Below are 17,842 nucleotides of genomic sequence, written 5' to 3'. Positions count from 1 at the left end.
CCCGGCTCAGTCCCGGTGCGTATTGCGGTAGCCGCGGGCCTGCACCGCCAGCAGGGCAAGGGCACCGGCCAAGCCGGACGGCAGCAGGTAGACACCCGTCATCTGGAAGTTGAGCAGGATCAGGCCCTTCCGGGTCATGGTCGTAGTGCCGTTGCCGTATACGGTGTCCAACTGCAGGCCGCCAAAGAGCCAGATCAGTCCGACGCCCAGCATCAGCACCACAATCGCCCAGGCGGCGCCGAGGTAGGGGTTGAGCCTGCTCCGTGACAGGTCCGTGCCATTCGGGTTGCCGTGCGGGGGCGCTTCCAGTCCGGTGCCGGCGGCGGGGGCTTCCCCGCTGCCGTCATCCACCACCTCCACCCAGTCCCGGCCCGCGTGCTCGGTGCCGGCGCTGTCCCGGCCGGCACCGGTGTCGCCGATCCGATCATCCCCGGGCTGGGGGCGGCCAAACAGCCGGCGGTCTACCTCGTCATAGTTTTGCTGGTTCGCCATGCACCGGAGCCTACTGGAAGCATCCGTCCGGATCGGCCACCAGCAGGGCGGCAACGTCGTCCCACACGTCGGTAGGGCGCACTTCGGCCACAAAGGAATCATTGTGCTCGCACCGCTCCGCCGTCCAGCCGACCTGCGTGACGTCCGCTTTGCAGACCGGGCACGCCGAAACCCAGGACATGTGCACCCGGTGCCGGCTGCGGCCGATGGCCCCGGCATTAATGACGTTGCCGAACCAGTAGATCCCCACTGTGGGCGTGCCGACCGCCTGCGCCAAGTGCCGCGGCCCGCTGTCGTTGCCCACCAGCACCGAACTCGCCTGCAGCAGCCCTGCCAACGTGCCAATATCCAGGTCTCCGGCCACCGAGCGCACAGGCGCCTCCGGGCCGGCGTCGGCGAGCGCCAGCTCCACCACCAGCCCGGCCAGATCCCGGTCAGCGCCGTCGCCCACCACCAGGACCTGGCAGCCGCGCTCCACGGCGCGTACCGCAACCTCCGCGAAGCACGACGCCGGCCAGCGCCGCCGCGGGTCCGTGGCCCCGGCGTGCAGGGTCACCAGTTTCCGGCCCGGGAGGAGCATGGTGCGGGCCCGCGCCGCCTCGTGCGGCAGGACGGGCAGCTGCGGCTCCATGCTCACCGGTACGGCTCCGGCCAGGCCCACGACTTCCAGCGCCCGGAAAATCTCGTGCTGGTAGTAGATGTACGGGATGTTCCGTTCCAGGGCGGCGGCGTCGGGAGTGCGGGTGCCCACGGTGTGCCGGGCACCCAGGCCCAGCAGGAACGGATTCGAGTTCCGTCCGCCGCCGTGGACCTGCACGGCCAGCTCAAAGTCCTCCTGCCTCATCCGGGACAGGAAAGCCCCGGTTCCCCGCCGGTCCTCGGGGCCGGCGGAAATCCCCGGAGCAGCGGGCAGGATTTCCACCCGGTCCACCGGTCCCGGCCGGTCCGCCAGCAGTGCGGCGTGCAGCGCTGTACCCAGCAGCGTGATGGAGGCCTGCGGATACGCCGCAGCAAGCGCTTCAACGGCCGGCAGGGCAAACATCAGGTCGCCCAGGCCGCCGCCCCGCAGCACGGCGATCTTCCGTACGCCGGGAAAACGCGGAGCCACGGGGCCTACACCGGGTGCGGGGGCCCGCCCCGGCCGGCGACGGGCACGGATTTCATGCGTCATGCCGCTCCTGTTCCCGGAGGACCTCCCCCCGTTCTGCTGAGGGCACCCACCATAGGACTTCCGCGGCACATCTCCACCAGTAACTGCGCGCCGGCAGCGAATCGGTAACTCCCGGCGTCCGCGCAGATCCTGCGTCTGAACCGGCCCGAAAGCGGGTACGGGTCCTGTACGACGCGGCCTAAGGAGCAGCATGTCCACCACAGTTACCCCGGAAAGTACCCCGGTTTCCTCCCCGGCACCCTATCCAGTGCCGTCCGCAGGCACGGAGGACAGCATCACCATCGTGGACCCGCGGGACGGCACACCGGTGGGCAGCCTTTCGGCGGCCAGCCGCACCCAGGTGAAGTCCGCTGTGGCGGCCGCCCGCAAGGCACTGCCCGCCTGGGCGGCAACAGATCCCGCCGAACGCGGCCGGCTGCTGCGCAACGCTGCGGAGGACCTCCAGTCCCGCGCCAGGGAACTGGCGGCCTGGAACAGCAGGGAAACCGGAAAACCCGGGCCAGAGGCCCTGGCGGGGGTACGTGCCGGCGTGGCCACGCTGCAGCAATACGCCGAACTCGGACCCGTACACCGCGGCCACAGCCTCCGCGGCGCACTGCTGGCGGCCGACTACACGGTGAGCGGACCCCGCGGGGTCGCCGTGCTGCTCACCCCGTGGAACGATCCGGTGGCGGTGGCCGCGGGGCTGGCCGGCGCTGCGCTGGCGGTGGGCAACACGGTGATTGCCAAGCCCAGCGAGCGCTGCCCGCACACCGGGAACCTGCTCATGGAGATCCTCGCACCGCATTTTCCCCCGAATGTGGTCGCCGCCCTCACCGGCGGTGCGGAGGTGGGCGCCCAGCTCGCCATGGATGCCGGAGTGGACGTCCTGGCCCACGTGGGTTCCAGTGCCAGCGGCGCGCGCATCGCCCGGGCGGCCGCCTTGACCGGCGCCCACGCCATCTTGGAGAACGGCGGCAACGATCCCCTGCTGGTGGACGCCGGCGTCGACCCGCGCTGGGCCGCGGAGCAGGCCGCCGTCGGGGCCTTCAGTAACAGCGGGCAGATCTGCACGGCCGTGGAGCGCATCTACGTCCACCGGCACATTGCCGAAGAGTTCTGCACCGAACTCGCCGCCGAAGCGCAGCGCAGGAACCGGGAGCAGTCCGTTGCACCGCTGGTGGACATCCGGCTGCGCGACGCAGTGCACCACCAGGTGTCCGAAGCAGTGGCGCAGGGCGCCGCGGCAGCGGTGGGAGGACGGATCCCGGACGGCCCGGGCGCCCACTACCCGGCCACGGTCCTGCTGGACTGTTCGGCGGAAATGGCGGTTTTCCGCGAAGAGACCTTCGGTCCCGTAGCTCCCGTGCAGGTGGTGGACAGCTTCGAGGAGGGCCTGGCCCTGGCCGCTGCGGGAGCCTATGGACTGGCCGCCACCGTCCTCACCGGCAGTCTGGCCCACGCGCAGCAGGCGGTCGCCGCACTGGACGTCGGCACGGTGAAGATCAATGCAGTGTTCGGCGGCGCACCGGGCGGGTCCGCCCAGCCGCGCCGCCGCAGCGGCCGCGGGTTCGGGTACGGCCCCGAACTCCTGGACGAGTTTTCCCTGACCAAGGTGGTCCATTTGGAGAGCCCGCCGGTCGGTCCCGGACCAGCGGGAGCGCAGCGGTGAGCCACGCGCCCGGCAGCCCGCGGCTGGATGAGGTGCGCAGCCTCTCCCCGGACTTGCCCGGAAGGCTCGCTGCTGCCTCCCTGCGTGTGGCCGTCATCGGCGACGTAATGCTCGACGGCTGGTGGTCCGGCGTCACCGAGCGGTTCTGCCGGGAGGCACCGGCCCCGGTGGTGGACCTGCAGCAGAAACGCGCCGCAGCTGGCGGAGCCGCCAACACTGCCATGAATCTCCAGGCGCTGGGAGCCAGGGTGCGGCTGGGCGGGGTCACCGGCACGGACGCCGCCGGCCGGGAGTTGCGCGGCATCCTGGCCGGCGCGGGCGTTGACCTGCAGGCGCTAATCCACCACGAGGACGCACATACAGCCGCCAAAAACCGCATTGTGGCCGGCGGGCAGGTGCTGTTCCGCCTCGACGAGGGAGGCGGCGTCCCGCCCGGAGCCGAGGACCTGCTGGCAGCGTCGGTGGCTGCGCTGCTGGACGGAGCCGATGCGCTGGTGGTCTGCGACTACGGGAGCGGCCTGTTGCACGGCAGCGTCCGTGATGCCCTCGTCGCCCTGCGCGGCGGGCGCCTCACCGTAGTAGACGCCCACGACGCCGCCTTGTGGGCAAGGCTGGCTCCGGACCTGGTCACACCCAACGCCGCTGAAGCGGCCATGCTGCTGGGCAGGCCTGCCGGCCTGGACTCCGTCCCGGACCGGGCCGCTGCCGTGCGGGCCGCCGCTCCGGAGCTGCTGGCCGCCGCCGGCGCCGGCACCGCCGTCGTCACCCTGGACCGGGACGGCACGGCACTGGTGGGCGCCGACGGCGCGTTCCACCGCACCTGGGCCAGGCCGGCCGCGGAAAAGCAGGCGTCGGGGGCGGGGGACACGTTTGTTGCCTGCATGACCCTGGCCCGGGCGGCAGGCCTGCCGCTGTCCACGGCAGCGGACCTCGCACAGAACGCTGCCGACATTGTGGTCCACCGGCCCGGCACCTCGGTATGCAGCACCGCGGACCTGGAACAGCATCTGGACAGCTTCGCGGACTCGGCGTTGAGCCCTGCCGGGCTCCTCGCGCGGATCTCGGCGGAACGGGCCGCGGGCCGGCGGATTGTGCTCACCAACGGATGCTTTGACGTCCTGCACCGCGGACACACGCGCTACCTGAACCAGGCCAAGCAGCTGGGGGACATCCTGGTGGTGGCCCTGAACAGCGATGCCTCCGCCCGGCGGCTCAAAGGCCCGGGCCGGCCCATCAACACGGCCCACGACCGCGCGGGGATCATTGCCGCACTCAGCTGCGTGGACTACGTCACCGTTTTCGACACGGACACGCCCATCCCGCTGATCCGGGAGCTGCGGCCGGACACCTATGCCAAGGGCGGCGACTACTCGGCGCAGATGCTGGCGGAAACCCCCGTGGTGGAACAGTGCGGAGGACGCGTGGTGATCCTGGACTATGTGGCCGACCATTCCACTACCGCCCTGGTCTCCCGGATCCGGGCGGGCGGCAGCGGTGCCGGGGCCGGGAGCGGGAGCACGGTGTGACGCGGCGCGGGTCCGCGGACTGGGGGCTGCCGGCCACGCCCCGGCCGGCAGCAGTTGACGTGCTGATTCCCACCCGGAACCGGCCTGCGGAACTGGCAGTCACCCTGGCCGGTTTGGCCGCCCAGGACGGTCCGGACTTCAACGTCACCATCAGTGACCAGAGCACGCACGTACCCTCCTGGAACCACCCGGCCGCCGAGGCCATGGTCCGGGTGCTGGAAGCCCAGGGACACCGGGTCCGGCTGCTGCGCCACCTGCCGGCCCGGGGGCTGGCAGAGCAGCGCCATTTCCTGCTGGAAAACGCAGCGGCGCCCGCCGTGCTTTTCCTCGACGACGACGTGTGGCTGGAACCGGGCATGCTGGCCCGGCTGGCCGGCGCCCTGGCCTCGTCCGGTGCAGGGTTTGTCGGCGCCGCCGTGCAGGGGCTGTCCTATCTGCCGGACAGCCGGCCGGATGAAGAAGCCCCCTTTGAACTGTGGGACACGGGGAAGGTGGAGCCGGAAAGGATCCGGCGGGGGGAACCGGGCTTCGAACGCTGGACCCTGCACAACGCCGCCAATCTGGCGCATGTGGCTTCCCGGCTCGGCCTGCCGGCCGGAGAATGGCAGCTGTACAAAGTCGCCTGGGTGGGGGCCTGCGTCCTGTACAACCGGACGGCGCTGCTGGACTGCGGCGGCTTCGGTTTCTGGGACCAACTGCCTCCCGGGCATGCCGGGGAGGACGTAGCGGCGCAGTGGCGCGTGATGGAACGGTACGGGGGCGCCGGGCTCGTTCCGTCCGGAGCCGTGCACCTGGAATCACCAACCACGGTTACCGACCGCTCCGCTGATGCGGCCGAGATCCTGCTCGGCGGCAGCGGGACGGCCGCCGGCGGCGGCGGGCAGGATGTCCACCCACCACACAACCAGTAAACGAAGGAGAACCAATGGCTGACAAACCCAGCCCGATCGACGTCCAGAAGGTCCTCGGCGGCATGGACTACCCGGCGTCGAAAAAGGACATTGTTTCCAAGGCGGAAGGATCAGGGGCGGGCGGATCCGTCTTGGAAGCCCTGAATAACCTGCCTGAGCGCCAATACGACGCCCCGACGGACATCAGCAAGGAAATTTTCGGCTAGGAACCGGCGGTTACGCCGGCGGAACATTCAGGCGGTCGGATCCGTGGGACGCGGTGCTTCGGGGTCCTCGCTGTCCGCTGCCGGGGACGGGGAGGGCCGGCCCACGCTGCCGGCGCCGCCGGGGATATTGGCCGAGCTGCGGTGGATGCCCGATCCCTGGCTCAGGTGCTCAGGGTTGGGCTTTTCCGTCATCAGCAGCAGCGAGGAAACCAGCAGGGACGCGATAAACGTGATGCCAACGGCGATGAGCCCCAGGTCCAGGCGCAGTTCCTGTTCGGCTCCGCCGGTGGCGAAGATCATGGTGGCAACACCGGCAATCAGTGCCAGCACGGCCGAGAAGATCAGCGGTGCCTTAACGGAGTTCCGCTTCTGCGGGCCTCCGGTTGAGCTGTTCGCCACTATGAATCCTCCTGCTGCGTTGGTTTGGCGCGGTTCAGTGCAGAATGCACAACGCGCGTCTCCTAGTTTACGGCCTTCGCCTGCTCCTGCGCGGCGACCCGGGAATCATGCCGGGCCCCCAGGGCGGAGATGGCAACGATGACGGCGATGACCACGGCTGCCCCGCCGGTGACGCCGAGCATGGCGCGCACACCCAGGTCGTAGACCAGCGGCACCAGGAGCCCGGATACGAGGGCTGCAGCACCCGTGATCAGCCAGTCCCGGGCCGGAAGGAACGTCCGGCGGTGCCGGACCCACAGGACTATTTCGATGACGCCGCCCAGGATCAGCGCGGCAGCGGCGGCAGGTCGGAAGGCTTCCGCTGAGGCGAAAATCAAGGTCGCGGCGCCGGCGAGGACGTAGGCCGCGGCTTCAACCAGCAGGAACGGGCGCATGGTGCCGTGGCCGCGGGACGCGGAGAGCATAGGCAGCAGTGCCGCGCCGCTCAGCAGCAGATAGGCGCCGCCGGCATAGGCCAAGACGGGTTCAGTGGGGTCCTGCCAGAAAATGGTGAGCACACCGTAGACGGCCGCCACCGCCGCCCGGACCAGCATGGGTCCCCAAGGTGCTACGGGATGGGACGCAGCCATGTGCAGAGCCTCCGCTTTCACTTTTGCCGTTACGGTGGCCGGTTGGCCACCGTCCAGCTTAGTCGCTCCCGCTTACCGCAACGGAACCGGTCAGCATCCAGGCGTCCCGGCGCACCCGCCAGCTCAGGGTGATGGCGCGGGCGCTCATGTAACCCAGTGCGAAAGCCGCCCACAGCCAGGCAATGCCGACGGCGCCCGTGCTGCCGCCGGCGGACACCCACAGCAGCAGCGGCAGATACGCCGCCAGGTTCAGCATCCCGGTCACCGCGAGGTACTTGGCATCCCCGGCACCGATCAGCACCCCGTCCAGCACAAAGACCAGTCCGCAGATCGGCTGGGATACCGCCAGCACCCACAGTCCGGCGGTCATGGCCTGCTGCACTCCGGGGTCACCGGTGAACAGGACGCCGGCCACCGGTGCCACCAGGGCCAACAGCACGCCGGTGACCACCCCGAAACCTCCACCCCAGAGGATCATGCGCCGGGTAAGGGCGCGGGCCAGCACCGTGTCCCCGGCCCCTAGTTCCTTGCCAATCATGGCCTGCGCGGCAATCGCCAAGGCATCCAGGGCGAAGGCGAGGAAGGTGAAGACAGTCATCACCAGCTGGTGCGCAGCCAGGGATTGCGGTCCCTGGGCCGTGGCCACCAGGACAGTGGCCAGCACCGCCGCCCGCAGGCTCAGGGTGCGCAGCATCAGCCACGACCCCACATGGGCGGTGGCGCGGATCCCGGACAAGGCCGGGCGCAGCGGCACGCCCCGGGCCCGTGCCATCCGGGCCACGGCCACCAGATAGAACCCCGCCATCCCCCACTGCGCCAGGCTGGTGCCCAGGGCCGAACCGGCCACGGAGAGCGAGAAGCCGTACACCAGCAGATAGTTCAGCCCGATGTTGACGGCGAACCCCACGGTCGCCACCACCAGCGGGGTCCGGGTGTCCTGCAGCCCGCGCAGCACACCGGTGGCCGCCAAGACCACCAGCATGGCCGTCAGCCCGGGCATGGAATAACGCAGATAATCCACCGCATACCGGTGCACCTCGCCGTCGGCCCCCATGGCCGTGCACAGCTGCGGAGCCAGCAGGTAGCCCGCAGTGGAAAGCAGTACGCCCAGCAGCACCGCCAGGACAATGCCGTCACGCCCGGCGGCGAGCGCCTTGTCCTGCCGGTTCCCGCCCAGGAAGCGGGCCACCGTGCCGGTGGTGGAATAGGCCAGGAACACCATCAGGCCGACGGCGGTCTGCAGCACCGTGGAGGCCAGGCCGACGCCGGCCAGCTGCGAAACGCCCAGATGCCCGACGATGGCGGAATCTGCCAGGAGGAACAGCGGTTCGGCGATCAGCGCGCCCAGCGCCGGCACGGCCAGGGCAAGGATCCGCCGGCTGAGTTGCCGGGAGGACATATCGGTCTTCACGCCATCCAGCCTACGGTTTGCTCCCGCGCTCCGGCGCCGCCTGCCCGTGCCCGGGCCGTCCGGCGCCGTACTTCCCGGCGAAATCCTGCCCAGCGGCGGGCTGCACGGCGTCGTCCCGGCGCAGAACCAGGACCGCAACCACTGCGGCGGCCAGCAGCAGCGCGCCGACAAACAACGCCAGCGCCGGCCACCCGCCCTGCTGGAAGCAGTACCCGCCGGCCCAGCCCAGGACGCTGGAGCCCGTGTAGTAGAACAGGTTATACAGCGACGATGCCTGCGCCCTGCCCTCACGGGCCAGCATCGGCGTCCATCCCGAAGCGATGGAATGCGCGGCAAAGAACCCGCCGGTGAAGACCAGCAGTCCGGCCACGATCGCCGCTATGTTCTCTGCAAGCGTCATGGCCAGACCGGCCGCCATGGCACCGATGGAGAGCAGCAGGACCGGTTTCCGGCCGCCGTGCCCGGCCAGCCGGGCCGCCAGCGTACCGGCGGCGCGCGAGGACCAGGTGCCCGCAAGGTAGGCAAGGAACAGTGCACTGGCCACGCCCTGCGGCAGTCCGAAGGGCGGAGCGCCAAGGCGGAACCCCAGATAGTTGTACACCGCCACGAATCCGCCCATCAGCAGGAAACCCTGCAGGTAAAGGGCCAGCAGCCGCGGGCTGCGCAGGTTCGCCGCGAGCCGGGCGGCCAGCCCGTGGCCCGGCGCCGCGCGGCGCACCGGCACAAAGCCCTGTTGCCGCGGAGCGGTGAACAAAAACACCGCCGCTGCACCGGCGGCCAGCATGCTCACTGCCGCCACTCCCACCCGCCAGTTCACCAGTTCTGCCAGCGGGGCGGCCACGATGCGTCCGGCCAAGCCGCCTATGGTGGTGCCCGATACATACGTGCCGGCGGCTACCGCGGCGTGCAGCTGGCTCACTTCCTCGCTCAGGTAGGCCAGCGCCACTGCCGGGATTCCGCCCAGCGCCACCCCTTCAAGGAACCGCAGCCCCAGCAGGGCGGGCAGTCCGGGGCTCAATGGCACGGCCAGTCCGAGCACCACCGCGGCCAGGATGGCCGCCCGCATGACCGGCAGCCGGCCGAAGCGGTCCGCCGCGGCGGACCACGGAATAACCGCGGCAGCCAGGCCGAGGGTTGCCGCGGAAACGGTCAGAGCGGCGGACGACGCAGAGATGTCCATTCCGGCGGCCAGTTCGGGCAGGACGCCCTGCAGCGAATACAGCTGGGCGAACGTCGCCACGCCGGCGGCGGCCAGTCCCACCAGGACACCGCGGTAGCCCGGGCTGCCGCGCCGGTGTCCGGTAAAGGTTCCATTCGGAGAGCCGGTGGTACCGGCACCTTTTCCGGTGCCGGTCACGGCCGGTCTCCGCTGCCGGGCCCAGCCGGACCGGGATGCCCGGACAATTCTGATCCCAGTTCCGACAGTTCGCCGCCCAGGTTGTGCCGGGCCCGGGCTTCCCAGTGCCGGCGCCCGGCCTCCGTGCAAAACAGCGGTTCCGCAGCGGCCAAGTGTGCCACCACCCGCCGTCGTCCGGCCCGGAAATCCTCGGCGGAAAGGTGCGCGTACTCCGCACGAACCGCCTGCCGGTAGGAGCGATACCGCGCGGGATCACGGGCCAGCACCGACAGGTCTGCGTCAACGAGCAGCGCTCCGAGGTGGTCCCCCGGGTCCGGAGCGTGGGCGGCAGTGAGCCGGACCAGGCGGGCGCATTCGGCCACGGCAGCGGGATCTTCTCCGGCGGCGGCCAGCAGGTCCTCCGCCAGGCAGGCGGAGGCTTCCTCGTCCTCGCCCGGCCGGCAGGCATACACCGCGTCATGGAACCAGGCAGCCAGCGCCACGGGGCGCGGAACGCTGCTGCCGGTGAGCAGATCCAGGGCTTCCAGGACCTGGAGCAGGTGCCGGCGGTCGTGGTACCGGCGGTGCGGTTCATTCCAGCGGTCCAGCAGCTGCCCGCCGAGTTCCGGCCGCCCGGGAAGAAGCCGGTTCCAGCGTTCCAGCAGCGGCCCGGCCAGGGCCGACGGGCGCTCCCGGGCAGGGATCCGCAGGCCGCTGCCAATGAGGATGCGGACCAGTTCCCCGCCGGTTACGGCGACGGCGCCGCGGCGGACCAGTTTGCGGTGCAGGTGCTGCGGCACGTCGTAGTGGTCGCCGTCGAACGCCCTGGGCGAGATACCGGCGCCTTGGGCGAACGCGTGCAGCTCCTCCACACTGGTGTCGGAGACCAGATGGGAGAACAGGGTGTTGTGCGCCGGCCACATCGGCGGATCGATGTAGATCATGGGTGCCGGGCCTCCGGACGGGTGAAGAGCATCCTGTATGTCTATCGCACCGGCGCCCGCAATTGCCATGCGGTGCTGCCGCCCGGGTTTGCCGGCCGCGTACGGTCTTTACGGAAAACCCTTGTCCCAACGGACCCCCAATGCTGGAATAACCGCATGGATGACGTGCCCTCCAATCTGCCGTTCAATGCCGGCTCCGCCGAGTCTTCACCCGGGCCTTCGGGGGCTTCGGGGTCTTCCCCCGGGCCGTCCTCCACCGTCCTGGCCATCGGCACCCGCAAGGGGCTGTGGCTGGCGACCAGCAGCGACCGCGTTACCTGGGAACTGCGCGGACCGGAATTCGCCATGACTGAAGTGCCCTCGCTGGCATTCGATGCCCGCAGCGGCACGCCGCGGCTGCTGGCCGGGGTCCGCTCCGAATGGTGGGGACCCAACGTTGCCGTCTCGGAGGACCTCGGGCACACCTGGCAGGAACCGCAGGAACAGGCAATCGCTTTTCCGGAAGACACCGGGGCCACGCTGGAACGGATCTGGCAGCTGCGTCCGGATACCGCGGGCCGCCCGGGCGTGGTCTGGGCCGGCTGCGAGCCCATTTCGGTGTTCCGGTCCGAGGACGGCGGCCGCCACTTCGAGCTGGTCCGGGGCTTGTGGGACCATCCGCACCGCCCGCAGTGGGGCGCCGGTTACGGCGGTCCCGCGGCGCACACCGTCCTGCCCAGCCCCGTCGATGACAGCGTGCACGTAGCCATCAGCAGCGGCGGCGTGTACCGCTCAGATGACCGCGGGGACAGCTGGGACGCGTTCAACAGCGGCATCATCGCGAACTTTATGCCGCAGGAGTATCCCGAGTTCGGCCAGTGCGTGCACAAGGTTGCACGCGACGCCGGAAACCCGCAGCGGCTCTACGCCCAGAACCACGGCGGGGTGTACCGCAGCGACGACGCCGGAGATCAGTGGATTTCCATTGCCGACGGCCTGCCCGCGGACTTCGGGTTTGTGATGCTGGCACACCCCTCCCGTCCGGACACCGTCTGGACCATACCCCTGGGCTCCGCCGGCGAGCGCAACCCTCCGCAGGGACGGCCTGCGGTTTACCGCAGCACCAACGCGGGTGAAGACTGGGAGCGGTTCGACGCCGGCCTGCCCGCCTACGACTTCAACGCGGTACTGCGCGACGCCGCGGATGTGGACACCGCCGACCCCGCCGGCATCTACTTCGGCACCAGGGGCGGCGAGGTTTATGCCAGTGCCGACGAAGGCGAAACCTTTAATCTGGTGGCCGCCAACCTTCCGGATGTGCTCTGTGTCCGCGCCGTCCGGACCTGACACCCGCTCCGCCGGCGCCGTCGGACTTCTGCTGCCCGCAGCGTTGGCCGAAGCCGCCGGCGGACAGCGCCTGCTGGTGCTGCCGCAGCGGCCCGTTTCGGGGGCTGATATCGGCGCCCATCCGGAGGCCGACGCGGCAGGCAGCATCACGGTTGCGGTGGCCTTGGACCGGCTGCGTGAGCAGCAGCCAGGGGTGTACAGCCGGATCTGCGACGAGACAGGCGCCGTGCGCCGCTACGTGAACCTCTACCTGGACGGCGAGGACATCCGGGACTTGGCCGGGCAGTCCACGGTGCTGGCTTCCGGTGCCCAACTGCTGGTACTGCAGTCAATCGCCGGGGGCTAGGTTCGCGTTAAACGGCAGAAACGGGTGCTTCCGCGCAAGGCGGAAGCACCCGTTGTTTCTCCGGTTAGTCCCTCCAGCTGAGCTGGAAGGAACCGGTGCCAGCTGTGTGGCGGCCTATTAGGCCGGCAGCTGCAGGGTGTGACCGGTGAAGATGAGGTCGGGGTGGATGATGGTGTCGGCGTTGGCGTTGTACAGCGCCTGCCAGCCGCCCTCGATGCCGAGCTTCTCGGCGATGGCGGACAGCGTGTCACCGGACTGGATGACGTAGGTGTCACCGGACAGGGCCGGAGCCTCGGTCTGGATCGGAGCCGCTGCCTCCACCTGGATGTTCTCCGCGGTGGTCGGTGCCGGAAGCTGCTCGGCCTGCGGCTGGACGTAGGTCTCGACCGGGGCCTGCGGCTGGACGTAGGTCTCGGCAGGAGCCTGCGGCTGGACATAGGTCTCAACAGGGGCTTCAACCGGAGCGGCGGCCTGCGGCTGGACATAGGTCTGAGCCGGAGCTTCGGCAACCGGAGCGGCAGCCTGCGGCTCGACGTAGGTCTGGGCCGGAGCTTCAGCAACCGGGGCCTGCTCGGTGACCTGGGTCTGGGCGGGGGCCGGGGTGGCAGCCTGCGGATCGGCGGTGGCACCGGTCAGGCCCAGCTTGGCGGTGCAAGCAGGCCATGCGCCGGGGCCCTGTTCAGCCAGAACGCGCTCGGCTACGGCAATCTGCTGCTCGCGGCTGGCGTTGGCCGGGTCGCCGGTACCGCCGAAAGCGGCCCAAGTGCTGGGGGTGAACTGCAGCCCGCCGGAGAAACCGTTACCGGTGTTGGTAGCCCAGTTTCCACCGCTTTCGCACTGTGCAAGCGCGTCCCAGTCCATGGTGCTGGCGTTGGCCGGAGCGGCCAGACCTGCCATACCGGCGGCACCGGCTCCGGTGATAACGGCGGCAGCGAGGCTTCGGCGTACGACACGACGGATCTTCTGGTTCTTCATCGGTTTATTAGCTCCCAAGGGGTTCCACCTGCGCTCAGCCCGTCCCCGGGCTTCTCCACGCCGTCGCCTACCCCAGACATATAGAGGTCTTTTCGGTACCACGCAGCGGCGACGTACAGTGGACGCGTGGCACTCGGCATTGTGCGATTCATGCATCGGCCGCACCAGCTTTGGGTGCCGACCGCCGCCGGCCTCAGAACGGCCAGCGGTCCAGCCCTCGATCTCCGGGCTCGTTAACAACCTAAAACATCATTTTGTCGAGACCAAATCGGTATCTAATCGAAATGCAATTGTTATTGACTTAGATCCGCGTAAACAAGCGGATCGAAGCGGGTTTTGTAAAATTCGTCACTATTGAGTTCGGATAACCCTCGACACATCCCCGAAGCGGTCGTATTGTGTCTCGTCGCACGTTCGGGAGTGCCCCGGTATACAGGAACCGGATATGGCAGGGCTTAACGACGACGACGGCGGACCCCGCGCAGGGAGTCCGCCGCCGTGCCGCCTGGCCGGGAACTATTTCAGGGCGTTGGACGCCTTGCGCTTGTTGAAGACGTCGAAGCCCACGGCCAGCAGCAGGACCAGCCCCTTAATGAACTGCTGGTAGTCAATGCCTACACCCAGCAGGGACATGCCGTTGTTCAGCACACCCATGATGAGGCCGCCGGTGATGGCGCCCACAATGGTGCCCACCCCGCCCGTAACCGCGGCGCCGCCGATGAAGGCTGCTGCGATGGCGTCCAGTTCGAAGAGGTTGCCGGCGCCCGGTCCGGCGGAGTTCAGGCGTCCGGTGAAGATCAGCCCGGCCAGGGCGGCCAGCACCCCCATGTTGACGAACAGCAGGAAGTCCACCCGTTTGGTGTTCACGCCGGACAGGTGGGCGGCCTGGAGGTTGCCGCCGCGGGCATAGACGTGCCGGCCGAAGACGGACCGGTTCATCACGGCGCTGTAGGCGACCACCAGGATGCCCAGGACCACCAGCACAATGGGTGTTCCGCCGCGGGAACTGGCGAGCAGGTAGGTCAGTCCCAGGATTACGACCACACCGAAGACCAGCCGCGTCAGGAACCAGGCCCGGGGCTCGTCGTCGAGGTTGAGCTTCATCCGTGCCGCACGTCCGCGCAGCTGGCTGACAACCAGCAGGGCTGCCGCCAGTACCCCCAGGCCAACGGTGGTCCAGTCAAGGATGTTGGTCTCGGCAGGGAAGAGGCCGGGGAACAGGGAGCCGCCGCCGAGCTGGCGGTACTCCTCGGGGAAACCGGTGATCCGCTGGTTGCCCAGGATGATCTGGGTCAGCCCGCGGAAGACCAGCATGCCGGCGAGGGTAACGATAAAGGCCGGGATGCCTATGTACGCCACCCAGTAACCCTGCCAGGCGCCCACCAGGGCACCCACCACGAGGGAGGCCACCAGCGCCAGCCACCAGGGCATGCCCCAGTCCCGGATCATAATGCCGGACATGGCCCCGACGAACGCGGCAACGGATCCCACGGAAAGGTCAATGTGGCCGGCCACAATGATCATGACCATGCCGATCGCCAGGATCAGGATGTAGCTGTTCTGCACAATGATGTTGGCCACGTTGTCCGGTTGCAGCAGTGAACCGCCGGTCAGCACCTGGAACAGTGTCACGATAACCAGCAATGCCAGGAAGATACCGATCTGGCGCAGCCGGCTGGTGAGGAAACGTCCCGCTTCGGCAAGCCTGGAAGGCTTCTTGGGGCTCTTGGTACCGAGGGCCGGCCCCTCGCCGGCGAGTGTGGAAACCATGGTCAGTCCTTTTCCTGGGTCATGTACTGCATCAGTCGTTCGGGGGTGGCTTCATCAATGGGGACCTCAGCGGTGATCCGGCCCTGGGCCAGGGTGTAAATGCGGTCGCAGATGCCCAGGAGCTCCGGCAGTTCCGAAGAGATGACCACCACCGCTTTGCCCTGCGCGGCCAGCTCGTTGATGATCGTGTAAATCTCGTATTTCGCTCCCACATCGATTCCGCGGGTGGGTTCATCGAGGATCAGCACGTCCGGATCCGCGAACATCCATTTGGACAGGACAACCTTCTGCTGGTTGCCGCCGGACAGTTTCCCGGCAACCGCCGTGACTGACGGTGCCTTGATGTTCATGCTCTGTTTGTAGCCCTGCGCCACTACTGTTTCCCTGCCGCCGTCGACCCAGCCCCTGGAGGCCAGTTTGGTCAGGGCAGATGCGGAGATGTTCCGCTTGATGTCTTCGATGAGGTTCAGCCCGTAGCGCTTGCGGTCCTCGGTGGCGTAGGCAATGCCGTGGCCGATGGCGTCCTGCACGGTGCGGACGGTGATTTCCCGGCCGTTTTTGTAGAGTTTGCCGCTGATGTTCGTGCCGTAGCTGCGCCCGAAGATGCTCATGGCCAGCTCGGTCCGCCCCGCCCCCATCAGCCCGGCAATCCCCACGATCTCTCCCGCCCGCACAAACAGATGCGCCCGGTCGATCACGGTGCGGGTGTGCTCGGCGGGGTGGTACACCGTCCAGTCCTCCACCCGCAGCACTTCGTCGCCGATGTCCGGGACGCGGTCCGGGTAGCGGTTGGTCAGTTCCCGGCCAACCATGCCCCTGATGATCCGCTCCTCCGTGACGGAGCCGTCGTGCAGGCTCAGCGTTTCGATGGTCTGCCCGTCCCGCAGGATGGTCACGGAGTCTGCGATGGCCCGGATTTCATTGAGCTTGTGGCTGATGATGATGCAGGTGATGCCGTCGTCGCGCAGGCCGCGGACGAGCCCGAGCAGGTGCTCGGAATCCTCGTCGTTCAGGGCGGCGGTGGGCTCATCCAGGATCAGCAGCTTGACGTCCTTGGACAGTGCCTTGGCTATTTCCACCAGCTGCTGCTTGCCGACGCCGATCTCCCCGGCGCGCGTAACCGGGTTGATGTCCAGTCCCACCCGGCGGAGCAGTTCGGCGGCGCGCACGTTGGTTTCGTTCCAGTTGATCCATCCCCGGGCAGACCGCTCGTTGCCCAGGAAAATGTTCTCCGCCACCGAAAGGAACGGTGACAGGGCCAGTTCCTGGTGGATGATCACCACGCCGCTGCGTTCGCTGTCCTTGATGTCGCGGAACGATACCGCAGTCCCGTCCAGGAGGATCTCCCCCTCGTAGCTGCCGTGCGGATAAACCGCGGACAGGACCTTCATCAGGGTTGACTTCCCGGCGCCGTTTTCCCCGCACACCGCATGGACTTCACCGCGGGTGACGGCGAGAAACACGTCCTGCAGCGCCTTGACGCCGGGGAACGTTTTAGTAATCCCGTTCATTTGGAGGATGTAGTCGCTCACGCGGACCTCTCTGGCCTTGCCTTGGTGGAATGGATGGTGCCCGGGCGGGCAGGCGGGCGGCTCGGTGCCGCCCGCCTGCTGCCGCTAGTCGAGGTCGGACTGCTCGTAGTATCCGCTCTCGAGCAGGACTTCCTTGTAGTTGTCCTTCGTCACAATCTGCGATTCCAGCAGGTAAGAGGGGACAACCTTCACGCCGTTGTCGTAGGTTTCCTCGTCGTTGACCTCAGGTTCCTCGCCCTTCATGAGGTCGTCCACCATCACCACCGCACGCTTCCCCAGTTCACGCACGTCCTTGAAGATGGTGGAGTACTGCTCGTCATTGACGATGGACTGCACCGACCCCACCTCGGCATCCTGTCCGGTGATGACCGGGAGGTTCTCCTCGGTGTAACCGCCGGAGCGCAGGGCCGAAATAATGCCGATGGACAACCCGTCGTACGGGGAGAGCACGCCGTCGATCTGCTGGCCGTTGCCCACGGTCAGGAGGTCCTCCATCCGGTCCTGGGCGGTGTCGGGCAGCCAGCGCAGGATCGCCGCCTGCTGGAAGTCGGTCTGCCCGCTGGGGACCTTCAGGATGCCCTTGTCCAGGTAGGGCTGCAGGGTGTCCATGGCGCCCTCCCAGAAGAAGGTGGCGTTGTTGTCATCCGGGCTGCCGGCGAACAGTTCCACGTTGAACGGTCCGGTCTGGCCGGTGTCCGTACCGTTTTCGTCCAGGACGCCCAGTCCGGTGAGCAGCGAGGTGCCCTGCTGCACGCCCACCTCGTAGTTGTCGAAGGTGGTGTAGTAGTCCACCGTGTCGGATTCGTTGATCAGCCGGTCGTAGGCAATGACGGGGATGTCCTGGGATTCGGCGGTTTCCAGCACGCCGGTGAGCGTGGTGCCGTCAATGGAGGCGATCACCAGTGCCTCGGCGCCGGCGTTGATCATGTTCTCGATCTGGGAGACCTGGGTGGCGATGTCGTCGTTGGCGTACTGCAGGTCCACCTCGTAGCCGAGCGCTTCGAGCTGGGACTTCACGTTCTCGCCGTCGGCGATCCAGCGTTCGGACTGCTGGGTGGGCATGGCCACGCCAATCCGTGCGCCTCCATTCGAATCGCCGGCCTCGTCACCGCCGCCGCGGTTGCCGCTGCAGGCGCCGAGGCTCAGGGCGAGCGCCAGCGAAACCCCGCCGACGAGGGCCTGCTTCAGTGTTGGTTTCGTGCTCATTGGTGTGCCTT

Annotated in this window: 17 protein-coding genes; 6 read left to right on the top strand and 11 right to left on the bottom strand. The window is 68.4% G+C overall.

The window, feature by feature from the left end:
* Positions 1-6: 6 nt before the first annotated feature.
* Entirely contained in the window at positions 7-492 is a 486-nt protein-coding gene (locus tag QNN98_RS01390) for a hypothetical protein (protein WP_227912234.1), read from the bottom strand.
* Positions 493-502: 10 nt separating this feature from the next.
* Positions 503-1,663 carry a glycosyltransferase family 9 protein gene (locus QNN98_RS01385; protein WP_283996020.1) on the bottom strand — a complete coding sequence of 387 codons (1,161 nt, stop codon included), beginning with the start codon at positions 1,661-1,663 and terminating at the stop codon, positions 503-505.
* Between the two features lie 190 nt (positions 1,664-1,853).
* Between QNN98_RS01385 and QNN98_RS01380 the strand changes: the two genes are divergently transcribed.
* The 4 genes from QNN98_RS01380 to QNN98_RS01365 are packed head-to-tail and all read left to right on the top strand — an operon-like array spanning position 1,854 to position 5,957.
* Entirely contained in the window at positions 1,854-3,314 is a 1,461-nt protein-coding gene (locus QNN98_RS01380; protein ID WP_283996019.1) for an aldehyde dehydrogenase family protein, read from the top strand.
* Complete coding sequence (rfaE2, locus tag QNN98_RS01375) at positions 3,311-4,840, top strand: D-glycero-beta-D-manno-heptose 1-phosphate adenylyltransferase (RefSeq protein WP_283996018.1); 1,530 nt, start codon at positions 3,311-3,313, stop codon at positions 4,838-4,840. Before QNN98_RS01380 ends, rfaE2 begins: the two co-directional genes overlap by 4 nt.
* Positions 4,837-5,751, top strand: coding sequence for a glycosyltransferase (locus QNN98_RS01370; RefSeq protein WP_283996017.1), 915 nt, complete (start codon positions 4,837-4,839; stop codon positions 5,749-5,751). Before rfaE2 ends, QNN98_RS01370 begins: the two co-directional genes overlap by 4 nt.
* A 14-nt stretch (positions 5,752-5,765) precedes the next feature.
* Positions 5,766-5,957 (top strand): DUF2795 domain-containing protein, encoded by a 192-nt coding sequence (locus QNN98_RS01365; RefSeq protein WP_227912241.1) that lies wholly within the window; start codon positions 5,766-5,768, stop codon positions 5,955-5,957.
* A 27-nt stretch (positions 5,958-5,984) separates the two neighbouring features.
* Here the strand turns inward: QNN98_RS01365 and QNN98_RS01360 are convergent, their stop codons facing one another.
* The 5 genes from QNN98_RS01360 to QNN98_RS01340 all read right to left on the bottom strand — a co-directional run bounded on the left by QNN98_RS01360 (position 5,985) and on the right by QNN98_RS01340 (position 10,676).
* Positions 5,985-6,356, bottom strand: coding sequence for a hypothetical protein (locus QNN98_RS01360; RefSeq protein ID WP_227912243.1), 372 nt, complete (start codon positions 6,354-6,356; stop codon positions 5,985-5,987).
* Positions 6,357-6,418: 62 nt separating this feature from the next.
* The gene (locus tag QNN98_RS01355; RefSeq protein ID WP_227912245.1) at positions 6,419-6,985 is read right to left on the bottom strand and encodes a DUF308 domain-containing protein; all 567 of its coding nucleotides are present in this window, start codon (positions 6,983-6,985) and stop codon (positions 6,419-6,421) included.
* A gap of 58 nt (positions 6,986-7,043) precedes the next feature.
* A complete protein-coding gene (locus QNN98_RS01350; protein ID WP_283996246.1) occupies positions 7,044-8,384 on the bottom strand; it encodes an MATE family efflux transporter in 1,341 nt (446 codons plus the stop codon).
* A gap of 22 nt (positions 8,385-8,406) precedes the next feature.
* A complete protein-coding gene (locus QNN98_RS01345; RefSeq protein WP_227912246.1) occupies positions 8,407-9,753 on the bottom strand; it encodes an MFS transporter in 1,347 nt (448 codons plus the stop codon).
* Positions 9,750-10,676 (bottom strand): DUF4031 domain-containing protein, encoded by a 927-nt coding sequence (locus QNN98_RS01340; RefSeq protein WP_283996016.1) that lies wholly within the window; start codon positions 10,674-10,676, stop codon positions 9,750-9,752. Before QNN98_RS01340 ends, QNN98_RS01345 begins: the two co-directional genes overlap by 4 nt.
* A 156-nt stretch (positions 10,677-10,832) precedes the next feature.
* On the opposite strand from QNN98_RS01340, the gene QNN98_RS01335 reads away from it, so the two are divergent.
* Together QNN98_RS01335 and QNN98_RS01330 are read left to right on the top strand one after the other, a co-directional pair.
* A complete protein-coding gene (locus tag QNN98_RS01335; protein WP_283996015.1) occupies positions 10,833-12,002 on the top strand; it encodes a WD40/YVTN/BNR-like repeat-containing protein in 1,170 nt (389 codons plus the stop codon).
* Complete coding sequence (locus QNN98_RS01330; protein ID WP_283996014.1) at positions 11,980-12,348, top strand: MoaD/ThiS family protein; 369 nt, start codon at positions 11,980-11,982, stop codon at positions 12,346-12,348. The genes QNN98_RS01335 and QNN98_RS01330 overlap by 23 nt, the downstream gene beginning before the upstream one ends.
* A 117-nt stretch (positions 12,349-12,465) precedes the next feature.
* Here the strand turns inward: QNN98_RS01330 and QNN98_RS01325 are convergent, their stop codons facing one another.
* The 4 genes from QNN98_RS01325 to chvE all read right to left on the bottom strand — a co-directional run bounded on the left by QNN98_RS01325 (position 12,466) and on the right by chvE (position 17,831).
* Positions 12,466-13,323 carry a LysM peptidoglycan-binding domain-containing protein gene (locus tag QNN98_RS01325; RefSeq protein WP_283996013.1) on the bottom strand — a complete coding sequence of 286 codons (858 nt, stop codon included), beginning with the start codon at positions 13,321-13,323 and terminating at the stop codon, positions 12,466-12,468.
* Positions 13,324-13,839: 516 nt separating this feature from the next.
* Positions 13,840-15,093 carry a multiple monosaccharide ABC transporter permease gene (gene mmsB / locus QNN98_RS01320; protein ID WP_227925888.1) on the bottom strand — a complete coding sequence of 418 codons (1,254 nt, stop codon included), beginning with the start codon at positions 15,091-15,093 and terminating at the stop codon, positions 13,840-13,842.
* A gap of 2 nt (positions 15,094-15,095) precedes the next feature.
* Positions 15,096-16,604, bottom strand: a complete 1,509-nt coding sequence (gene mmsA / locus QNN98_RS01315) for a multiple monosaccharide ABC transporter ATP-binding protein (RefSeq protein ID WP_502864534.1) — start codon at positions 16,602-16,604, stop codon at positions 15,096-15,098.
* Positions 16,605-16,709: 105 nt separating this feature from the next.
* Positions 16,710-17,831: a multiple monosaccharide ABC transporter substrate-binding protein gene (chvE, locus tag QNN98_RS01310; RefSeq protein ID WP_283996011.1), complete on the bottom strand. Its 1,122-nt coding sequence runs from the start codon at positions 17,829-17,831 to the stop codon at positions 16,710-16,712.
* Positions 17,832-17,842: the final 11 nt, after the last annotated feature.

The sequence above is a fragment of the Arthrobacter sp. zg-Y1143 genome (genome assembly GCF_030125565.1).
Classification (GTDB): Bacteria; Actinomycetota; Actinomycetes; order Actinomycetales; family Micrococcaceae; genus Arthrobacter_B.
Note: the sequence above shows the minus strand (reverse complement) of the source record. Positions and strands in the feature narration are given on the sequence as shown.

Bases quoted from the DNA above. Each gene is read 5' to 3' on its own strand.
- QNN98_RS01365 (WP_227912241.1), top strand. From the start codon at position 5,766: ATGGCTGACAAACCCAGCCCGATCGACGTCCAGAAGGTCCTCGGCGGC.
- QNN98_RS01335 (WP_283996015.1), top strand. From the start codon at position 10,833: ATGGATGACGTGCCCTCCAATCTGCCGTTCAATGCCGGCTCCGCCGAG.
- QNN98_RS01385 (WP_283996020.1), bottom strand. From the start codon at position 1,663: ATGACGCATGAAATCCGTGCCCGTCGCCGGCCGGGGCGGGCCCCCGCA.
- mmsB (WP_227925888.1), bottom strand. From the start codon at position 15,093: ATGGTTTCCACACTCGCCGGCGAGGGGCCGGCCCTCGGTACCAAGAGC.
- QNN98_RS01390 (WP_227912234.1), bottom strand. From the start codon at position 492: ATGGCGAACCAGCAAAACTATGACGAGGTAGACCGCCGGCTGTTTGGC.
- QNN98_RS01340 (WP_283996016.1), bottom strand. From the start codon at position 10,676: ATGATCTACATCGATCCGCCGATGTGGCCGGCGCACAACACCCTGTTC.
- QNN98_RS01325 (WP_283996013.1), bottom strand. From the start codon at position 13,323: ATGAAGAACCAGAAGATCCGTCGTGTCGTACGCCGAAGCCTCGCTGCC.
- QNN98_RS01355 (WP_227912245.1), bottom strand. From the start codon at position 6,985: ATGGCTGCGTCCCATCCCGTAGCACCTTGGGGACCCATGCTGGTCCGG.
- mmsA (WP_502864534.1), bottom strand. From the start codon at position 16,604: ATGAACGGGATTACTAAAACGTTCCCCGGCGTCAAGGCGCTGCAGGAC.
- QNN98_RS01380 (WP_283996019.1), top strand. From the start codon at position 1,854: ATGTCCACCACAGTTACCCCGGAAAGTACCCCGGTTTCCTCCCCGGCA.
- chvE (WP_283996011.1), bottom strand. From the start codon at position 17,831: ATGAGCACGAAACCAACACTGAAGCAGGCCCTCGTCGGCGGGGTTTCG.
- QNN98_RS01350 (WP_283996246.1), bottom strand. From the start codon at position 8,384: ATGTCCTCCCGGCAACTCAGCCGGCGGATCCTTGCCCTGGCCGTGCCG.